Source organism: Vibrio sp. 10N.222.52.B12 (assembly GCF_002875385.1).
Lineage (GTDB): Bacteria > Pseudomonadota > Gammaproteobacteria > Enterobacterales > Vibrionaceae > Vibrio > Vibrio jasicida.
The window spans coordinates 182,674-203,659 of the sequence record NZ_MDAW01000110.1 but is presented as its reverse complement, the minus strand read 5'-3'; the positions used below and the strand labels follow the sequence as shown (position 1 = coordinate 203,659).

16 protein-coding genes are annotated in these 20,986 nt (G+C 45.3%); 10 read left to right on the top strand and 6 right to left on the bottom strand.

The window, feature by feature from the left end; all coding sequences use genetic code 11:
• Positions 1–324: 324 nt before the first annotated feature.
• Positions 325–1,044: a carbonic anhydrase gene (locus tag BCT11_RS09840; RefSeq protein ID WP_042604834.1), complete on the top strand. Its 720-nt coding sequence runs from the start codon at positions 325–327 to the stop codon at positions 1,042–1,044.
• A gap of 66 nt (positions 1,045–1,110) precedes the next feature.
• Here BCT11_RS09840 and BCT11_RS09835 read toward each other — a convergent pair whose 3' ends face one another.
• A complete protein-coding gene (locus BCT11_RS09835; RefSeq protein ID WP_039988581.1) occupies positions 1,111–2,214 on the bottom strand; it encodes a mechanosensitive ion channel family protein in 1,104 nt (367 codons plus the stop codon).
• 349 nt (positions 2,215–2,563) lie between these two features.
• On the opposite strand from BCT11_RS09835, the gene BCT11_RS09830 reads away from it, so the two are divergent.
• Both BCT11_RS09830 and BCT11_RS09825 read left to right on the top strand, forming a co-directional pair.
• Positions 2,564–2,911, top strand: coding sequence for a helix-turn-helix transcriptional regulator (locus BCT11_RS09830; RefSeq protein WP_005439037.1), 348 nt, complete (start codon positions 2,564–2,566; stop codon positions 2,909–2,911).
• A 92-nt stretch (positions 2,912–3,003) separates the two neighbouring features.
• Positions 3,004–4,059, top strand: coding sequence for a glycosyltransferase family 9 protein (locus BCT11_RS09825; RefSeq protein ID WP_198593935.1), 1,056 nt, complete (start codon positions 3,004–3,006; stop codon positions 4,057–4,059).
• Between the two features lie 74 nt (positions 4,060–4,133).
• On the opposite strand, the gene lldD is transcribed toward BCT11_RS09825, so the two are convergent.
• Positions 4,134–5,273 (bottom strand): FMN-dependent L-lactate dehydrogenase LldD, encoded by a 1,140-nt coding sequence (lldD, locus tag BCT11_RS09820; protein ID WP_005439035.1) that lies wholly within the window; start codon positions 5,271–5,273, stop codon positions 4,134–4,136.
• A 289-nt stretch (positions 5,274–5,562) separates the two neighbouring features.
• Positions 5,563–7,254, bottom strand: a complete 1,692-nt coding sequence (locus tag BCT11_RS09815; RefSeq protein WP_102388240.1) for an L-lactate permease — start codon at positions 7,252–7,254, stop codon at positions 5,563–5,565.
• Between the two features lie 156 nt (positions 7,255–7,410).
• On the opposite strand from BCT11_RS09815, the gene BCT11_RS09810 reads away from it, so the two are divergent.
• The gene (locus BCT11_RS09810) at positions 7,411–8,310 is read left to right on the top strand and encodes a LysR family transcriptional regulator (RefSeq protein WP_038868452.1); all 900 of its coding nucleotides are present in this window, start codon (positions 7,411–7,413) and stop codon (positions 8,308–8,310) included.
• Positions 8,311–8,447: 137 nt separating this feature from the next.
• Entirely contained in the window at positions 8,448–10,487 is a 2,040-nt protein-coding gene (locus BCT11_RS09805) for a prolyl oligopeptidase family serine peptidase (protein ID WP_102388239.1), read from the top strand.
• Between the two features lie 221 nt (positions 10,488–10,708).
• Here the strand turns inward: BCT11_RS09805 and BCT11_RS09800 are convergent, their stop codons facing one another.
• Positions 10,709–12,340, bottom strand: coding sequence for an ABC transporter ATP-binding protein (locus BCT11_RS09800; RefSeq protein ID WP_102388238.1), 1,632 nt, complete (start codon positions 12,338–12,340; stop codon positions 10,709–10,711).
• An 80-nt stretch (positions 12,341–12,420) separates the two neighbouring features.
• Positions 12,421–12,918: a hypothetical protein gene (locus BCT11_RS09795; protein ID WP_038876359.1), complete on the bottom strand. Its 498-nt coding sequence runs from the start codon at positions 12,916–12,918 to the stop codon at positions 12,421–12,423.
• A gap of 197 nt (positions 12,919–13,115) precedes the next feature.
• Between BCT11_RS09795 and BCT11_RS09790 the strand changes: the two genes are divergently transcribed.
• The 3 genes from BCT11_RS09790 to BCT11_RS09780 all read left to right on the top strand — a co-directional run bounded on the left by BCT11_RS09790 (position 13,116) and on the right by BCT11_RS09780 (position 18,737).
• A complete protein-coding gene (locus tag BCT11_RS09790; protein ID WP_038876357.1) occupies positions 13,116–15,476 on the top strand; it encodes an ATP-binding protein in 2,361 nt (786 codons plus the stop codon).
• A gap of 226 nt (positions 15,477–15,702) precedes the next feature.
• Positions 15,703–17,331, top strand: a complete 1,629-nt coding sequence (locus BCT11_RS09785; protein WP_102388237.1) for a methyl-accepting chemotaxis protein — start codon at positions 15,703–15,705, stop codon at positions 17,329–17,331.
• Positions 17,332–17,738: 407 nt separating this feature from the next.
• The gene (locus tag BCT11_RS09780; protein ID WP_102388236.1) at positions 17,739–18,737 is read left to right on the top strand and encodes a porin; all 999 of its coding nucleotides are present in this window, start codon (positions 17,739–17,741) and stop codon (positions 18,735–18,737) included.
• A 111-nt stretch (positions 18,738–18,848) separates the two neighbouring features.
• On the opposite strand, the gene BCT11_RS09775 is transcribed toward BCT11_RS09780, so the two are convergent.
• Positions 18,849–19,586: a flagellar brake protein gene (locus tag BCT11_RS09775; RefSeq protein WP_227742656.1), complete on the bottom strand. Its 738-nt coding sequence runs from the start codon at positions 19,584–19,586 to the stop codon at positions 18,849–18,851.
• Positions 19,587–19,736: 150 nt separating this feature from the next.
• On the opposite strand from BCT11_RS09775, the gene BCT11_RS09770 reads away from it, so the two are divergent.
• Complete coding sequence (locus BCT11_RS09770) at positions 19,737–20,012, top strand: GNAT family N-acetyltransferase (protein ID WP_038868460.1); 276 nt, start codon at positions 19,737–19,739, stop codon at positions 20,010–20,012.
• On the top strand, positions 20,012–20,986 hold the full coding sequence (locus BCT11_RS09765) for a phosphotransferase (RefSeq protein WP_102388235.1): 975 nt from the start codon (positions 20,012–20,014) through the stop codon (positions 20,984–20,986). The genes BCT11_RS09770 and BCT11_RS09765 overlap by 1 nt, the downstream gene beginning before the upstream one ends.

Sequence of the window (20,986 nt, the reverse complement as noted above, 5' to 3'; positions counted from 1 at the left end):
ATCCCGAGTTCAGGTTATTTATATATCTAGTGGTGTTTTAATGGTTTAATCGCTGTTGTAATTTTATATTCTTACGTATTCTAAACGTAGGTTAGGGTGATCTTCTGCTGTGACATTTTTGTACGTAGCCGTACCTTTACGCTCTCTAATCGTCGACTTATCAATTACATAAAATGTAGAGATCATTTCCAAAATTAGCAGGTAAACATAGATTGCACCGTGCTAGCTAATCCAATTCTGTCATTCCTTTGCTAATACTGCATGCGATGAACGTAGGTATATAAAAACGGTTCATTAATCAATAATCAAAAAAAGGAAATGAAAATGAGAAAGTCACTGACAGCACTTGGTTTAGCATTGGTATTTGCAGGCTCAGCAAACGCGGCAAACTGGGGGTATGAGGGTGAGCACGGCCCTGCAAATTGGGGGGAGTTCGCTTCTGAATGTGCGAAAGGTCAAAACCAAAGTCCGATTAATATTGAATCAGCGACTGAAGCCAAGCTAGAAAAACTGGATTTTGATTACGAAGGTAAGGCGATTTCACTGCTGAATAACGGCCACACTTTACAGACCAGTTTAGAAGGCAAAAACACGCTCACTATTGATGGTAAAGAGTTTACGTTAAAACAATTCCACTTCCATACGCCATCTGAAAACCATGTAGATGGTAAAGAATACCCACTAGAAGCACACTTTGTGCATGCCGATAAAGCAGGCCATCTGGCTGTTGTGGCGGTGTTCTTTAAATTAGGTGACGCGAATCCAACTCTAGCTAAGCTGCTCGCTAACATCCCAACTAAAGATCAGGATGTAGCCATCCAAGTCCCATTTGATGCTGATGCCCTAATCCCAAGTGATAAAGACTACTACCGCTTCAATGGTTCTCTAACCACGCCACCGTGTTCTGAAGGTGTGCGTTGGTTGGTGATTAAAGAGACACAAACCATCTCCCCAGAGCAGGTGAAAGAGTTTGCGAAAGCGATGGGGCAAAACAACCGTCCAATCCAACCGCTTAACGCTCGAATGATTCTAGCGCAGCAATAATGGTTGAAGTGACCAGTCATAAAAAAGCCCGCTGATTTAGCGGGCTTTGTGTTTGGTATTTTGAAATTAGAAACCACTGTCGTCTTGCGCTTGAGCTTTCGCCATTTGAATCGGGTCAAGCTTAAGTGTTTGCGTAGGGAATGCGATATCTGCTTCGTGCTTCTTAATGATCGCCATGACCTGCAAAAGCACATCTTGCTTCACTTCGTGGTAGCGAACCCAGTTCACTGTTTTGGTGAAGGTATAGATAAAGAAGTTCAGTGAAGATGCACCAAACGCATCGAAGTTGACGATAAGTGTCTGGCGCGTATCGATGTCTTTGTGGTTCTTCAACATTTCGCGCACTTCATCAATGATTACTGGTACTTTGTCTGCATCGTCGTAGCGCAGGCCAATTGTCTCAAAGATTCGGCGGTTCAACATGCGAGACGGGTTTTCGACCACGATGTTGCTAAATACTGAGTTAGGCACATAGATAGGTCGCTTATCGAAGGTACGAATGCTGGTCATGCGCCATCCAATACGTTCCACCGTTCCTTCTATTTGACGGTCTGGAGAGCGGATCCAATCGCCAACTTTAAACGGACGATCGAAGTAAATCATCAAACCACCAAAGAAGTTTGATAGAAGATCTTTGGCTGCCAAACCGACAATCAAACCACCGACACCACCAAAGGTCAGTAAACCAGAAAGGCTAAGGCCAAATGCCTGCATAACAGTCAATACGCCGATGACGATAAAGAATAGGCGAGCTACTTTCGCGACGGCTTGTACGGTCGTCTCGTCACGGGTTTTCTGCTCCAGCACGTAGTCTTCGACGTTGGTGATAAGACGCATCACAATCCAAACTAGGATGCTGATAACAAGAATGAGTTTGAGGGTGCTGAGCCAGTTGAACTCATTCCCCAACTCACTTTGCAGAACAATGCCCAAAGATACTGTCGCAGGCCAACACCAGATTAAGGTACTGACGGGGGTTTTGAGTGCTTCTAATAAAAGGTCATCCCAATGAAAGGGGGTTTTCTCGACCAAAATGGCTAATCGAGAATGCAATACGCGCCACGCAATCCAAGCAAAAAAGCTCGCAATCGTAATGAACAGTACGCTGCTGCTCCAGTCTTGATGATGGGCCATGATGTAAGTTTGAAGTTCTGTAAACCACTGTGGCATAAGTAAAGTTTCATTTTTTGGAACAATGAGTGAAAGGTAGCAGAGTTTGAGTTTCCGCCCTAGCAAAATGATGTGATTCGAATAATCCGTTCTTGTCTTCTTATCACTGCTGTTAATGAGAGGAGTGTTTAGAGTGATGTTAATGATTGATGTGTAAATACAAGGTGATGATACGTATGGTGAAATGTAAAACTCGTACTGTTCAACCTACATGGTGTGATGAAACTCGAACTTTGAAAGATAAGCGCTATCATTCGAACCATCAATTGTAGGTTCTTTGACTCATCGCTAACATTTATCAAGCTCAAATATGAGACTTTAATGTCACTTTGACATACGGAGATAAACCATGGAATTCACAGAGCTAGATAGAAATGCGCTCTACGACATTTGGATGTCGCAAAAAGCAAAAATGCACCTCACCCAAATGGAGATGGCAAAGCGCCTAGGTTTAAGCTTGCATGAGTTCTCTGCATTGTTACGTGGGAATGCTCCGCTAACACTTGGCTTCGTGAAGCAACTTTGCGAACAATTGCACGTTCGTCCTGGTCAAGTGATTCCATCTATGAGCAAACGCGATATTTCTTCTTCAGGTTCCGTGTACCTACAAAACCGTATCACTGTAGATGGTGAAATCCGTAATGTCTTCATTGAAGGCAACCAAGTTGTGATCGAGTACGAACACACGGTGAACTAACCGATCCCATCCGTGTATTTTTTGTCGTAGACAATTTATTCACATCTCTACTGATAAAACTAGCAGCCATGATGTCCCTTTGAATGAAAGGAATGGCTGTGAAGACTTTTCTCCGTAATTTCGATAAACAACGTCGTCGTTTGACGCACCAACTTGAGCCTAAACTTGCAGGTTGGTTGAATGACGACTCTCTCACTGTTCACGACCCAATGCCCCACGATCAGGTGAAACGTATTTTGATCGTGAGAAACAACAGTCGTATCGGAAATATGTACTTCCTGCTTCCGTTTGTTCATCAGGTTCTGCGTTTATACCCAAATACGAAAGTTGATCTATTGTTGAATTCGTCTTGGCAAGGTGAAGTTTTTAAGAATCTTGGCGTCAATCAGATTCATTACTCTAACTTGTCATTCAAATCGCCAGATAAAGCACTTGCGACCATCCGTCTGTTAAAGCGAGAGAAATATGATTTGTTGTTCGCACCGACTGCGGGCGCGTGTGACACTTTTCTTTCCGCTGTTATTCCCGCGAAGAACAAGATCGCTTTTAAGAAAGTTAAAACAGAGCAAGTATTTACTCATTCCTCGGTCTCCGATTCGCCTTTTCGTCATGGTGCCTACAAGCCACTTTCTATCCTTGAAGCGATGGGACATGAGCTTGATAACGCCTTGGATCATCATATTGTGCTTGATTCAAAAGAGCTTTCCTCTGGTATTCAGCAAGCACGTAAATTACGCGAAGAAGGCAAGCCAACATTTGCTTTCTTCCGTGGTGCGCGAGGCAAGAAAAAGCTCAGTGACCATGCTTGGCTAACCATTCTGGCTGAATTTGAACGCAAGCAAGGACAGAGCGTTAATTGGGTGGAAGTGCTAAGCCCGGATATTCAGCAACCGCTATTAAAAGGCTCCCGAACCTTGGCATGCAAAGATCTGCGCCAATTGGGTGCGACGTTGCGCTACCTCGATGGCTTTCTTTGTTGTGATACTGGGCCGCTGCATTTAGCGGATGCCGCAGGTGCGACTTGCTTTGGTTTTTATACGGAAACGTGCCCACAACGATTTGGGTTAATGGGTGAGAAATGCCATGCGATTCGATTGTTTCTTTCGGAGGAACAAGCCGAGTTCGAGCCTGTGTTAAGAATGGCGTAACGCCGAATGCAGTGAAAAAGTGACAGCACAATAGACTGTCACTTTTTGTATGAACATGGTTTAGGGCGTTCTGCCTAGGGAATCTTCACCAAAGAATCACGCGATAAGTCAGAGATGGTTTTCGCTCCTGTAAGCGTCATTGCGACGCGCATTTCCTTGTCGTAAAGGTCAAGCAAGTTCTCTACGCCAGCACCGCCTTGAGCAGCTAGTGCGTAAACAAAAGAGCGACCAAGTAGCGTACAGTCTGCACCAAGTGCCAGCATGCGCACGACATCCAAACCAGTACGAATACCTGAATCGACGAAAATCTTTAGGTCGCCTTTTACGGCATCTGCAATGCTTGGCAGCGCTTTTGCTGTTGAAAGCACGCCATCAAGCTGGCGACCACCGTGGTTAGATACCACGATACCATCGGCACCGAAACGAACCGCGTCTTTTGCATCTTCTTCGTCTAGGATGCCTTTGATGACCATCGGGCCATCCCAAAAGTCTCGAATCCACTCTAGATCTTTCCAAGAGATAGAAGGGTCGAAGTTTGCGCCCAGCCAGCCAATGTAGTCTTCCAACTTAGTTGGTTCGCCACGGTAAGTGGAGATATTGCCTAAGTCGTGAGGTTTACCTAATACACCGACATCCAACGCCCAACTTGGGTGACGCATGGCTTGGAATACTCGGCGCATTGCGGCATTGGGGCCACTCATACCAGAGTGCATGTCACGGTAACGAGCCCCCGGCACGGGCATATCCACAGTGAAGACCAGTGTTGTTACGCCAGCGGCTTTCGCGCGCTCAAGTACGTTCTTCATAAAGCCACGGTCTTTTAGAACATACAGCTGAAACCACATTGGGCGTTCAATCGCAGGTGCCACTTCTTCAATAGGGCAAACGGATACGGTCGACATGGTGAAAGGAATGCCTTTCTTTTCTGCCGCTTTTGCTGCTTGAACCTCACCACGTCGCGCGTACATGCCGGTCAGACCAACAGGCGCTAGCGCGATTGGCATTGCCAACTTCTCGCCGAAGATTTCCGTTTCTAGGCTTAGATCGCTCATATCGCGCAGAACACGTTGACGCAATGCAACGTCACCCAGGTCATCAGTGTTGCGCTTTAGCGTGCGCTCATCGTATGAACCGCCATCAATGTAATGAAAAAGGAATGGAGGTAGCTTGGCTTTCGCAGCAGCGCGATAATCTGTAGAAGCAGAGATAATCATATTCGTGTGTCCTGGCTGTTATTCTAAGATTGCGTCCTGAGTCAATGAGCACCTGCTCTGTCAGTGTTTCACTGGCTGCCATCCTTTCGGCAGTCGACATCAGAATAGAGTATAGATAAGTGATTGAGCTGTGAGACATTCCATACACAGAACAATCAATTATCTGCACTGAAAAAGACTGGCACATCGGTCGGGGGATTGATGCAGCAAGCCACATCAAAAGTGTCGGGGTAGTAGTGCTGACCGCTGTGCCAGAGAAAGTGCAGGGCGGGGAAACCCTGCGTAAGTGTTACTTCATTAAGGCGTCGGTCAGTTGGAATCCGTAAATCAGAATCAAACCGATGATGCCTGTCACAACAAGATAGTAGAATGTTGGGATTATGGTTTTACGCAGTGTTGCGCCTTCACGTCCTAGTAGGCCGACCGTTGCAGAGGCAGCCACTACATTGTGGATAGCAATCATGTTACCGGCAGCAGCGCCAACCGCTTGAAGGGCAACCACAATGGCACTTGAGATAGTCAGTGTCTGTGCCACTTCGAACTGGAACTGGCTGAACATCATGTTCGACACGGTATTAGAGCCGGCGATGAATGCACCAAGGGCACCAACAGTAGCACTCAACGCCGGGAATGCTGAGCCAACGAGGTCTGCTGCAAAGTTCGCCGTCGTTACAGGCATACTTGCTAGCTCGGCGCCGTTGACTCCTGAGTTAATAAAAATACGAACCATAGGGATGGTGAACACAAGAACGAAACCTGCGCCGATTAACGTCTTACTTGATTCGCCAAATGCTTTGCCTAATGACTTAGCGCCGCCACCTTGCAGAAGAACCGCCAGTAACGCTACGAAGACTAAGATGCCACCCGGAAGGTATAAAGGTTGAATTGCTGTGCTGATACCCGTTTCGCCAAGAATATTACCAAACGATAGGCTTACACTTTTAAGCAGACCTTTGAATTCAGGGCTTACGCGGCTTGCTACTAGGATAACTGCTAGCATCACGTAAGGTGCCCAAGCCTTGGTTAGGCTCATTGGTTTGCCTGGGTTGTCATCAAGATTGATCTTTAGAGAACCTAGCCATTCTGCTGGCCACTTATCTTCGCTTTCGAAGTCCCACTTGGTTTTTGGAACGAGGAAACCTTTCTTCGCCGCAGTCACTACAATCGCCAGACCAACTAGACCACCGATTAATGACGGGAACTCAGCACCTAGGAATACGCCTGTTAGTGCGTAAGGCACGGTAAAGGCAACACCTGCGAACAGCGCGAAAGGTAGGATGTCTAGACCTTCGCTCCAGCTCTTATTCTTACCGAAGAAGCGCGTCAGCATCATCGCCATTAGCACTGGAATCATAGTGCCAACCGTTGCGTGAATCATTGCCACACTTGCTGTGATTTGCTGTAGGTACGCGTCCCATGTTGAGCCATGAGCAACCAGTGCTTCACCAATATTGTGTGTATCTAAGCCTTTGTTCACGCCGACAATGATTGGTGTGCCAACCGCACCGAAGGATACTGGCGTAGATTGGATCATCATGCCCATCAGTACTGCTGCAAGTGCGGGGAAGCCAATGGCTACCAATAGAGGAGCGGCGATAGCAGCAGGTGTACCGAAGCCTGATGCGCCTTCAATAAAGGAGCCAAAACACCAAGCAATAATGATGGCTTGTACACGACGATCGGCTGAAATATCGGTGAATCCGTTACGGATAGTGGTGATCGCGCCGGTGTGTTTTAAAGTGTTGAGCAAGAAGATGGCACCAAACACGATCCATAGAACAGAGACAGTAATACCTAATCCTTGGAAGACAGACGCCAGTACGCGAGTAGCTGACATATCCCAAAACATTAGGGCGATAGCGACGGTTATTCCGAACGCAACGGGCATGGCTTTTTTCGCAGGCCAGTTGAGACCAACCAATAATATGGCGGCGACAACAATTGGCGAAAACGCCACAAGGGCAAGTAGGGTTTCACTCATTGGTACATCCTCGTACGCTGACTTCTCGAACGGCTTTATGCTGTAGAGATGATTTTTGTTGTAATGGTTTTGTTAATTTGGCGTGAATTTACCCCTTTATTTTTTATAGATATAGGGAAATAATGAAATTAATTTATTCCAAAAGTGACATAATCGATGCGTGCAGATGACCTAATCCTGTTCTCTCAGGTGATAGAAATGGGTAGCTTTAGTAAGGTGGCGGAAGAAAATAACCTTACAAATTCAGTAGTTAGTAAGAGGATTGCTCGGCTAGAAGAAGAAATTGGTGCTCAGCTATTATATCGAACAACACGTAAATTGACCCTGACCGAAGCGGGAAAGGTTTTGTTACACAGTGCTAAAAATGTGAAGCAAGCCACTCAAGAGGCTATGGATGCAGTTTCAGGCTTTGGTGAGAATGTTAGTGGCCATATCAAAATGTCGGTACCGACTATCTCGGGTGATTTGATTTTAGCGGACGCGGTCGCTGAGTTTTGTAATATGCACCCAGGCTTAACGGTCGACATGTCATTGGATAATCGTTTTGTGGATTTGGTGGAGTGTGGATATGACTTAGTGATTCGCACTGGTTATCTCGAAGATTCTAGCCTGATTGCGCGACATATTTTGGACTCACAATGGGTGGTTTGTGCCTCGCCCTCTTACATCGCGAAGAATGGCAAACCGATTGAGCCTATCGACCTAACCGCACACAACTGTTTGCAATACGCCTATCAAACTACCGGTGCTACCGATTGGCAGTTCAAAGGTAAACAAGGGGACTACATCGTCAAAGTGTCGGGTAGCTTTTCTACGGATAACGCTACTGCACTAAGAAAAGCAGCCCTAGGTGGGCATGGTATCGCCTACGTACCACGTTGCTTGGTTTATCACGACATTCGCAGTGGTGAGCTGGTGGATATTTTCCCTGAATTAGTCGGTAAAAAGCTGGGTATCTACGCAGTTTATCCATTTACTCGTCAACCTCCGAACAAAGTAAAACTCTTGATTGAGCACATTCGAGAGCGATACCTCACTATTTCGCATTACTTTTAATTAGTTCATAAATACAAGAAATGTTTCAATCTATTGGTTGAAATTCTATACCTGAGCCCTAAGGTAGGTATTGAGAATAAATCTCAACAAAATAATAAAACAAAACACTTAACTTCAAACGGAGTAACACGGACGTTATGCATTACCCAAAAACTCGTAAAGATTCTGTCGTCGACACTTATTTTGGTCACGATATTGCAGACCCATATCGTTGGTTAGAGGATGACCTTAGCCAAGAAACCGCAGAGTGGGTTTCAGGACAAAACTCAGTGACCTTTGATTACCTAGGTCAGATTCCTTTTCGCCAACAAATTCGCGATTTAGTTGCGAGCAGTCAGAATTACGAAAAGTACTCTCAACCTTTTGTTCATGGTGAATACACTTACTTCTACAAAAACGATGGCTTGCAGAACCAGAGCGTTTTATACCGCCAAAAGGGGGATGAAGAAGCGGAAATCTTCCTAGACCCGAATACCTTTTCAGAAGAAGGAACAACATCACTTGGTGAAGTGAAGTTCTCTAAAGATGATTCTCTTGTCGCGTATTCTATCTCTGAGGGTGGCAGCGACTGGCGTAAGATCTTCGTCATTAATGTAGACACCAAAGAACAGCTTGAGCCTGAAATTGTCGACGCTAAGTTCACGACAATTTCTTGGCTTGGTAACAAGGGCTTTTACTATGCGAGCTATGACAAACCAAAGGGTAGTGAGCTTTCGGCTCGTACTGAGCAACACAAGCTTTACTACCATGCGTTAGGCACGCCGCAGACAGAAGATAAAGTTGTATTTGGGGCATCGGACTCACAAAAGCACCGCTATGTATCAGGAGTGACAACCAAAGACGATCGTTTCTTGATTATCACAGGTGCGGAATCAACGTCGGGTAACAGGCTGTTTTATGTGGATCTCGCTTCAGAAGAGCAAGACGTAATCACGCTTCGAGATACAACCGATGGTGATACACATCTGATTGATAACCAAGATAACACCTTAATCTTCTATACCAACTTAGATGCGCCTAACGGTAAGGTGGTTGGTTACCACACCCAGACTCAACAATGGGAAGAGATCATTGCCGAGCAGGAACAGCCACTGGATATCAGCAAAGGTGGTGGTTACTTGTTTGCGACTTACATGGTCGACGTTTTGTCTAAAGTTCAGCAGTTTACTTATCAAGGTGAGTTAGTACGTGAAGTTACTCTACCTGACCAAGGCACCGTATATGGCTTGCAGGGCAAAGCAGAAGATAAGACGCTTTATTACACCTTTACTAACTACGTGACACCACCAACCATCTTCTCTTTTGATGTAGAAAGCGGTGAGTCAGTACTTTATAAAGAATCGAAAGCACCGTTCGACCGTAAAGAATACGAGTCTCAGCAAGTGTTCTACACCTCGAAAGACGGGACGAAAGTGCCGATGATTATCTCGTATAAGAAAGGCACAAAGCTAGATGGTACAGCGCCAACCATGCTGTATGGCTATGGTGGTTTCAATATCAGTTTGACGTCGATGTTCTCAGGTAATGTCGCGAACTGGTTAGAACTTGGTGGCATTTACGCGGTGGCAAATATGCGGGGTGGCGGCGAATATGGTAAAGCTTGGCACAATGCGGGTACTCAGCAACAAAAGCAAAACGTGTTTGATGACTTTATTGCTGCGGCGGAATACTTGATTGAGCACGACTATACGAGCTCAGAGCGCCTTGCTATTCGTGGTGGTTCGAATGGCGGCTTGTTGGTTGGTGCGTGTATGACTCAGCGTCCAGAGCTGTTTAAAGTGGCGATACCTGCGGTTGGCGTATTAGACATGCTTCGCTACCACACCTTTACCTCTGGTGAAGGTTGGAAGTATGATTTTGGTACCTCTGAGCAAAGTGAAGCGATGTTTAAATACATCCTAGACTATTCGCCTGTGCATAATGTGAAAGAGGGCGTGGCATACCCAGCAACGCTTGTCACGACTGCGGATCATGATGACCGAGTCGTTCCCGCTCACTCATACAAATTTATCTCTGAGCTGCAAGAGAAGCATCAAGGAGACAATCCGGTGCTGATTCGTATCGATGTGAATGCCGGCCATGGCGCGGGGATGCCGCTGAGCAAACAAATCGACCTGACTACCGATGTTTACGCGTTTGCATTACATAACATGGGTATCGAAACGCTCGATATTTAATACCAAGCGCAGACTCAACATAATAAAAAATGCCGCGACATCCATCGCGGCATTTTTCATGGTTGGGGGAACTCAATGTGATCGCTAGGGTGACTAAGCCTAACTTTGAACCAACCAGTCTCGGCGGCCAAACCGAATGGCAGCTATACCATTTTTCGTAGTTATGGCGAAAAATTCACCATACTTTAATCCTAGTTTAAGAATATGAAACTGTGATGAATCTAGGCTGCATCGTCTTGATTTTCATTGTTTTCAAGGTCAAATGAGGCATCAATCAGTTTTCTTGTGTAATCGCTTTTCGGATTATGGAAGATTTCTTCTGCCGTTCCTTGCTCCATGACTTCACCCTTTTGCATCACCAGAACACGGTCCGACAGCGCTTTGACTACAGAGAGATCGTGGCTAATAAACAAGAAGCCGATGTTGTGTTTCTTCTGCAGATCTTTCAGAAGATCAATGACGGTCAACTGAACAGAGCGGTCGAGAGCAGAGGTTGGCTCATCAAGCAAAATGAAAGAAGGCTCAAGAATTAACGCACGTGCAATCGCGATACGTTGACGCTGACCACCAGAAAACTCGTGCGGGTAACGGTTAATAGATGCTGGATCTAAGCGCACCTCTCGCAGAACATCACGTGCTTTTTGCATTCGTTCTGCTTTGCTCATTTGAGGTTGATGCACAGTGAGACCTTCAGTGATGATGTCACCGACCGTCATGCGAGGAGAAAGCGAGCCGTAAGGGTCTTGGAACACCATTTGTACGTCTTTCTTTAACTCAAAACGCTGTTTGGCAGTAAGTAGGGAAAGATCTTGTCCTTTGAATTGAATCTTGCCACTTGATGGCAACAAACCAATCAAAGCTCGTCCTAGTGTTGATTTACCGGAACCCGATTCACCAACAATACCAAGCGTTTCGCCTTGTTTTAACTCTAATGAGATGCCTTTAACTGCCTCAAAATACTCGTTCTTGCTGGCGATGAAGTGCTGCTTAACAAGGAATTTAACTCGGATATCATCGGCTTTAAGAAGTTCAGCGGCGTTTTCTTCAATCGGGTCTTTGCTGCCTTTAGGAATCGAGTTAATCAGCATCATGGTGTAATCATGCTGCGGTTCGGAGAAGAGTGCTTCTGTGATGCCTTCTTCGACCACTTCACCTTTACACATCACCAATACTCGGTCAGCAAAGTGTTTCACTACGCCTAAGTCGTGAGTGATGAACAAAATCGCCATGCCCATCTTGGCTTGGATCTCTTTGATCAGATAAAGCACTTCTGCCTGAACGGTAACGTCTAGCGCCGTGGTTGGCTCATCGGCAATCAGAATGTCTGGCTCGTTGATTAAAGCCATGGCAATCATGATGCGTTGCAACTGACCACCAGAGAATTCGTGCGGATACTTAGTGTAAGCTTGTTGAGGATTTGGTAAATGCACCAAGTCAAACAACTCAAGCACCTTGTCTTTCGCTTGTTTCTTACTCACTGGACGATGACACATAATGGCTTCCGCCACTTGAATACCGACACGCATGTATGGGTTTAGAGACGTCATTGGCTCTTGGAAAATCATACCAATGCGATCGCCACGGATGCTTTGCATTTGGCGTTCGGTTTTCTCTAGGATTGATTCGCCTTCAAAGACGATAGAAGCGTCATTATGCAAAATGGCATTATCTGGCAGCAACCTCATCAACGCATTGGTTGAGACAGATTTGCCTGAGCCTGATTCACCAACGATAGACAGTGTTTCTCCTGCTTGTAAGTCGAAGCTCACATTCTTTACTGCATCGACGATACCATCGTTTGTCGTAAAGCTGACAGACAGGTTTTTCACCGAAAGAATGGTTTGTGCGGACATCACGTTTCCTTGTGTATCGAGTTGTTATGTATTGCCTTACTTGCTGTTCATACAGTGCGGCTTTAATTATGCGGTACGGTTTAGTTATATAGCTGAGATGCTCCCGCTTCTGCTGAGGTCATCGCTTGTAGATATAAGAACTGCTCATGAGCTCGTGTGACATGGTCTAATTCAATCATCCATTGCGCATTGCGCTGTGCAGAGCAAAATGCGGCCATGTGCGCTAACAAGTCTTCACTTTGTTTACTAAGCAATTGGCTTACACGGCAAATTAGATCATGGCTTTCGAGCTGTAAGAACTGAAATAGAGCATAGGATTGATTGAGTGCAGCGAACGCTTCTTGATGCAAGCCCAGTTTGTTTAGAATCTCTGATTGCGCGACGCTTGCATCACGCAAACCACTTATCAAACAAACGAACTGACACGGTTTGGTTTGTTCATTGTCGAGTGCGGATTGAATATGGTTAGGTAGATGATTGAGCACGTCTTCATATAGACGGTGAGCTTCAGGCCAATGTCCTTGCTCCATCAATTGCTCTGCTTTCAAATAGCGCATCCAGCATTGCTCAATATTCATGTTCATCTCCGCAAAATTCAATTTGAAGAGATATTAAATGAAAATTATTATCAATTGCAAGTGCGACTTGTTTTCATTTTGTTGCTGAGTGACTGCTCGTAAAATGTCCAAACGAACTGGTGTGGAAGATAAATCACTTAATTTTAAACAAATAATCTCTACACTGAGGTAACGACAATAAGAAAAAGGAGGCGAGTATGGCAGTACAAAGATTGGAACCTAAACAGCTGTATTCTGTAGCGGATCTAGAGAATATGCCATGTAAGTCGACCAAGGAATTGCCTCCGATTGATGAAATCGTTGGACAAGAGCGCGCTCAAAAGGCGGTCGAGTTCGCGATGTCAATCAAGGAGAAAGGGTACAACATCTACGCTATTGGTCAGAATGGTCTGGGCAAGCGCACCATGATTCTGCGCTATTTAAATCGTCATCAACATGATGAAGCGGCACTGTTTGATTGGTGCTACGTGGCGAACTTTGAAGACACACGTGTTCCCAAAGTCCTCAAGTTACCTTGCGGTATCGGTAACAAACTGAAAGCTGATATTGAAAAGTTGATGGGGAAGTTGCTGAACGCACTGCCTTTAGCATTCGATAACGAGATGTACTACAGCCGTGCCGATCGCCTAAAAAACCAATTGGCGAACAAGCAACAGCTTGAATTGGACAGCATCAGTAAAGAAGCAAAAGAAAAAGGCATTAGCTTAACGATAACGACTCAAGGTGATTACCAGTTCGTCGCGATGGATGGCGAAGAGTTGCATACCGAAGAGACGTTTGATGCTCTGAGTAAGAAAGAGCAAGAATACTTCTCCAGTAGCATTGATGAACTAGAGGTCAGCCTACGTAACATGATTCGTGAGTTGACCGAGTGGGAAGAGTCGTTCAGTGAAAAGATCAAAAAGCTCAATGATGATGTCACGCTGGATGTAATTACCCACTTCATCAAACAGTTGAAAGTGGATTATGCGGAGTACTCTGAGATCAAAACGTATCTCACTGATCTGCAAAAAGACATCGTTGAAAATGCTGATATTTTCTTGGAGCAGAGTGGAGAGCAAGGTGAGATTGCCACAGCTTCTTTAGATAAGAAGTTACCACGTCGTTACAAAGTGAATGTGTTGGTCAATCGCAGCAAGTGTGAATTTCCAATTGTGGTGGAAGAAAACCCGAACTATCACTCTCTGTTTGGCTCGATTGAAACCGCAACTTTTAAAGGCACAGTATTTACTGATTTCTCGTTAATTCGAGCGGGCAGTCTACATAAAGCCAACGGTGGCGTTCTTTTGATGGATGCACAAAAAGTACTTGAGCAGCCTTACGTCTGGGATGGTCTCAAACGAGCGTTGCGTTCGCGTCAGTTAAGTTTTACCTCTTTAGAGAAAGAGGTAACGCTAACTGGTGCGGTGTCTCTCGATCCAGAACCGATCCCTCTTGATATAAAGATAATCCTGTTTGGTGATTACCGCACTTACCAGTTGCTCCAGCATTATGATCCGGAGTTTGGGGAGTTGTTTAGAGTAACAGCAGACTTTGAAGATGAGATGAAGCGTACACCTGACTCAGAGCTGCAGTACGCGCGTTTTATCTCAAGTGTCGTGAACGACAACAACATGTTGCATTGCGATAAGAAAGCCATTGCACGCATTATCGAATACAGTTCTCGCTTATCAGGTGACCAAACGAAACTGTCACTGCACTCTGCGAATATTGCCAACTTGCTGCGTGAATCTAACTACGTGGCTCGCCAAGCGAACTCGAACATGATTCGCATCGGACACGTGGAAGAGGCGCTGAGCAATCAAGAAATGCGTGTCAGTCGCTTACAAGATAGCGTGATGGAAACCTTCGTCAATGGTACTACCTTGATTCGCACCGAAGGCATGGCTGTGGGCCAAGTGAATGCGCTCTCTGTATTAAGTACCAGTGACCACATGTTTGGTGCGCCAAACCGAATTACGGCAACCACGTGTTTCGGTGACGGTGATGTGATTGATATCGAGCGCAGCGTTGATTTGGGTGGCAGCATCCACTCTAAAGGCGTGATGATTCTGTCGGCTTACTTATCTTCTGTATTTGGCAAAACCGCTCGTGTTCCACTAACGACCACCATCACCTTCGAACAATCGTATGGTGGTGTGGACGGAGACAGTGCGAGTATGGCTGAGTTCTGTGCTGTCGTTTCTGCGTTCTCGAAACAACCAAACCGTCAGGATATTGCGATTACCGGTTCAATGAACCAGTTTGGTGAGTCACAACCTATCGGTGGTGTGAACGAGAAGATCGAAGGCTTCTACGATGTTTGTGTTATCAAAGGCCGTCACGAGGGGCAAGGGGTGATTATTCCGCGTTCAAATGTGCACAACCTTATGCTTCGTCCAGATATAGTGAAAGCAGTAGAGAAGGGGGATTTCCATATTTGGGCTATCGACCACGTAACGGAAGCAATAGAGTTATTCACAGGCAAAGCGGCTGGTGAAGCAACCGACGAAGGTACATACCCAATCGACACCATCTTCGGGTTGGCACAAGCTAAGTTGAATGCGCTTAGAAAATAAGCACTCATTGGCGTAAAAGCTGATAAAAAAGCGTACAAGTTTTCATAATTTGTCATAACGACAATATCCCGTCGCAGTTGACGGGATATTGTCACTAACGTTATGAAATTGATGACTTTTCGTTCTGGACAAAAATGTGATCTACCTCTAGTATTTGCCCCCTTGTCTATTCGTCTGGGAATAATCCCATCGCAAGGAAGCCACACGCAAATACCTGAGGTCACTCATGCAGCTATCCCTGAAAAATTTGTCGGTTCGAACGCAAATTTTGGTTCCAGTTCTATTCACCGCGATCACTTTGTTTATTGCATTGTGGATCACGCAAAACAATCTAGAAGCAGAGCAAGAATTGGTTGCTTCTAACTCCGAATCGCTCGTGTTCTATAAAGACACACTGGCTCAAATTGACGACCAAGTTTACCCACTACGTATTAGCGCGGTTTACGCGATTTATGATGCGTCTCGTCGTGATGCCTTCCTTGCTGATCTTAAAGCAGGCGCGAAAGCCATTGATATGGATATCGACAAGATTGATGCGCGTGGCACTTTTGCATCAGAAGCGGAAAAAGTACGCCAAAGCATCGATACATACATCGACTATTCAACTCGTGCGGTTGAGTTCTTCAATCGTCATGATCGTGGCTTGGTCTCTGATGGCGAATACACAAACTTTATTTCTGGTTACCGTCGTGTCGGTAATGAAATGGTTGCAACGATCAATGCGCTGTCTCAACGCGTAAACCAAATTGCAACACAAGCGACAGAAGCAAGTGCTCGTGAACACGTTCGCGTACAAAACAACGCAATGATGTCAGTGATTGCTGTTTTTGCCTTCTCCTTGCTAGGCGCGTGGTTCTTGTCAGGCATGATTGTTACGCCAATCCAAAAACTACAAGAAGTGATGCGTAAACTCGCGGGTGGTGATCTGTCAGTACGTGCAGACATTGATGGTGACAACGAGATCGCTCAGCTAAGCAAAGACGTTAACCAAACAGCGAAACAGCTTCATGATACGGTTGATCAATTGATGCGTATTAGCGAAGAAGTCGCGTCTGCTTCAACTGAACTTGCGGCGGTAATGACGCAAGCTGAAGCCAATGCGCAGCAAGAACTGGCGGAAATCGAACAAGTTGCATCCGCTGTTAATGAGCTTGCAAGCACGGCAAACAACGTTAGCGATAATGCTACATCAGCAGATGCGACAGCTCGTGAAGCGGATGGTCTAGCGCAATCTGGCCTAACGATCTTCCAAGAGAGTGCACAAGCAAGCGATCAAATGTCTCAAGCACTTAACGATGCGGCGCAAGTGGTTCTTCGTCTGAAAGAGCAATCGGTTCAAATCAACGATGTTATTGAAGTGATTCGTGGCGTATCTGAGCAAACTAACCTTCTAGCACTGAATGCGGCGATTGAAGCAGCACGTGCTGGTGAATCTGGTCGTGGTTTTGCTGTTGTAGCAGACGAAGTTCGTATGCTGGCAGCGCGCACTCAAGATTCAACGCAAGAAATCTCTTCTATCATTGAAGAGCTTCAAGCACAGTCTGGCCTTGCAAATGACAGTATGCAGGTGAGCTTAGAAATGCTAAACCGCAACAATGAACTAACGCAGCAAGCGAATGATGCGTTGATTGGTATTACAGAATCTGTTGCCAACATCAACGATTCAAATACGCAAGTGGCAACAGCGGCAGAAGAACAGTCTCAGGTGACTCAAGACATCAACCGCAACGTGGTAAACATGTCTGAGCTTGTGAACCAAAACGTAGCAGGCATCAGCCAAAGCGCGAGCGCAAGTACAGAGCTTTCTCACCTCGCTGAAAAGCAAAAAGAACAGTTGAGCTTCTTCAAGCTTTAATAAAAAGCGGTAAGTGATAAACATCGACTGATCGAAAAGAATCCCTGAGCGTTGGCTTGGGGATTTTTTTTACCTTTAATTCAATATTGATATGATTAACATCATATAAGTCAGATGTTTACATGAAATTGTGTGTGACTTATGTCACATTTGTAAATCTTTTGAGTGTGTTTTTTGCGTCAAAATTTTTTTGACACACACACATTTTCCTATCTATCCGCTAACTTGATGGTTTTGCTGTATTCATATTGCCATCTCGCATGGTGTTTTCTTCTATATATCCTGTCTATTCAACTTGTTGCGCTATAAGTCGAGGCTGCTACTATGCCGTCCGTTTTCTCGTTGGTACAGAAATGTCCTGTTTTCTGGTGAGGAAACAACTAAAAACAAAGATATGGAAAATTAAAATGAAATTGAAAACATTAGCTGTAGCAGTGGCACTGTTAGCATCTGGATCTCAAGTTGTTGCTTCAGAACTATACAACCAAGACGGTACTTCACTAAACATGGGCGGCCGTGCTGAAGCGCGTCTTTCTATGATGGATGGCAAAGCAGAAGATGCTTCTCGTATCCGTCTTAACTTCCTAGGCAAACAGGAAATCAACGACAGCCTATACGGTGTTGGTTTTTGGGAAGGTGAATTCCGCACAAATGAAAAGGGCGCTGTGGACGAAAACGCAAAAGGTGAGAGCAACAGTGAACTCGACACTCGTTATGCTTACGCAGGTCTTGGTGGCAAGTACGGTGAAATCACTTACGGTAAAAACGATGGTGCACTAGGTGTAATCACTGATTTTACAGATATCATGGCTTACCACGGCAATACTGCAGCATACAAACTAGCAGTGGCTGATCGTACAGACAACATGGTTTCTTACGCTGGTCAGTTCGAGCAACTAGCATTGCGTGCAAGCTACCGTTTTGCTGACCGTACTGAAGAAGCGAATGGCTTTGGTGATAACGATGAAGATGGCTTCTCTCTATCAGCAATCTACGCATTTGCTGACACTGGTTTCGAAGTTGGTGCTGGCTACGCAGATCAGAACGAAGGTGACGAGTTCATGCTAGCGGCTGCTTACACTGTTGGTAACTTCTACGTTTCTGGTCTTTACACTGGTGGTGATAACCTAGATCAAGATGCTAATGTGGCTCCTGCTTCTGGTGATGTTGACTACAAAGGTTATGAGCTAGCAGTAGCTTACACAATGGGCCAAACAGTGTTCACTTCTACGTACAACAAAGCAGAGCAAGATAACGACGACAGCGTCGATAACCTAGCGGTTGACGTAACTTACTACTTCAAGCCTAACTTCCGTGGCTACGCGTCATACAACTTCGACCTAATGGACAGCAAAGGTACTGAAGAGAAAGACGAGCTAGCACTAGGCCTACGCTACGATTTCTAAGTCGAATATGACTGAAAATATACTGCCTTATTTTTAGTTGTTTAGAACCCCTTGCCAGATGGTAAGGGGTTTTTCCATTGTAACGTTAAAATTCAGAACAGAAGCTTTGCGTTAGCCTTTCAGCTTTAGCTTGGTACCATCAAATTTTAGGTGGCTTAATAAGTTCTTAGCGTTTGCTTTGCCAAAGTCATCAAATTCCACGCCGTAACGCGCGTAATGCACCGATTTTTGCAGATTACAAATTTTCCCTTTTAATGGTGCAAGCAGACGTCCATTTCCTGGCATGGTGATATCTAACGTAATCTGATCTCCGACTTGAAGTGTTCGACTCATTGGTGAAGTTACAAAACGGCAACCACTCTTTGATAGGTCGCGTATTTCACACTCAGCTCGGTACTGTTCAAACTGAAGTCGAGAACGTAAATTTACTTCGTAACGCACTTCTTTTCTTAGTTGATACACTTGCATGGTATTTGGCAAACTCAGCACCAGTAACGGGTATGGATCACCCAAGCGGTGCTGTAATTGTGCTCGGAAAGGGATAACCGCACCTTCGCCGCGATGCGAATACGCTTTTACGTTAATCCAAAAACCTTCTTGGAAATAGAACTTCAAATCTTCATCTGAAATGTTTGGAATTTCTATCAGCGCGGTATTATTTGAATGGCAACCCATGAAGGTGCTCGTGGTGATGAACTTCGTTCCAACAGGTGTCGTCACGTTCAATGTGACTTCACTGCCGTGTTCCACCATTGCCATTGCATCGGTGCTATTTAATGTGCTCGCCTGACGTTCTGGGGCGTTTTTATTCTGTAGAGACGCTCGACTGTCCCTGGCGCTCGCCATCATATTTCTCATTCTTATTGTCGTACCTGATTCGAGAAGGTGTTCCGCGCTATGATAATTAGTAGGAATTGACTAGATTATTGCGTTGATATCATTCTATGCAGTCATATAGATTGATTCAATAAAACAGAGGCCAAAAGTGGGAGGTAGATAATGCAGAAAGTGACACATGACACAACAAACCAGATTTTCTGGGTCGATTTAGACCAAGACCATAAAGCGAAAGTAGCTTATAAACTCGAGAATGGGGAGATGCACATTACTTCGACACTTATTCCGGAAGAAGCTCGCGGCAAAGGTTATGGAAGCGTCATGATGGCATCGGTTCTACCTGAGATTGAAGCGCTTGGCTACACTATTGTGCCCATTTGCCCATACGTGATTAAATACATGGCAACACACCCAGAATGGTCGCATTTACTCGCTTGATGGAATCAATGAATAACCCACATTATCAAAGCATCGGAGATGAACTGGAACTTGGTTTGCTTCAAGGTGTCTATGTGATCCAGTCTTTATGGGGCGGATACGGAGAGTTGGTCAGGCTGACCTTTTCGCAGCGCTCCATTATCGTAAAGCATGTTCAATTACCAAAACCGTCTGAGCATCCGCGAGGCTGGAATACCGACCGCTCCCATAAACGTAAGCTGCATTCTTACCAAGTTGAAGTGAGTTGGTATCAATACTTCAGTCAAACAGTTGATGAGCGTTGCCGCATTCCTCAAGGGCTTAAATGCTTTCAGAATGAAACGGAATGGTTGATCGTGATGGAAGATCTTACTCTGGCGGGGTATCCAAACGTAATGAAAAGTGCAGGAAAAGCCCAACTAAAAGCGTGTTTAGAATGGCTTGCTAACTTTCATGCGCGATACATTGGCGTTCATCATGATGCTTTATGGAAAACGGGAACGTATTGGCACTTAGATACTCGACCTGATGAATTGGCAGTCCTTCAAGATGCTCGGTTGAAAAAGAGGGCAGGGTTAATCGACCAAACTCTAAAACAAGCGCGATTTCAAACCTTGATTCATGGCGATGCGAAGCTAGCAAACTTCTGCTTCAATTCGCAAAACTCGGCGGTTGCCGCGGTCGATTTTCAATACGTCGGTCATGGTTGCGCGATGAAAGATGTCGCGCTATTTATGAGCAGTGCTGTCGATCCTGATAAATGTGCTGAAATGGAACCTTGGGTGCTTGATACCTATTTTGTTGCGTTAAATACAGCACTGAAACATTATCAAACCGAGTTAGAACCATCTGAGGTCGAACAAGAGTGGCGACCTTTATTTGCCGTGGCTTGGGCGGATTTCCAACGCTTTGTAAAAGGGTGGAGTCCAGATCATTGGAAGATTAACCCTTATACCGAAGCGCTCACCAAACGTGTCCTGGACTCTTTGGGGTAG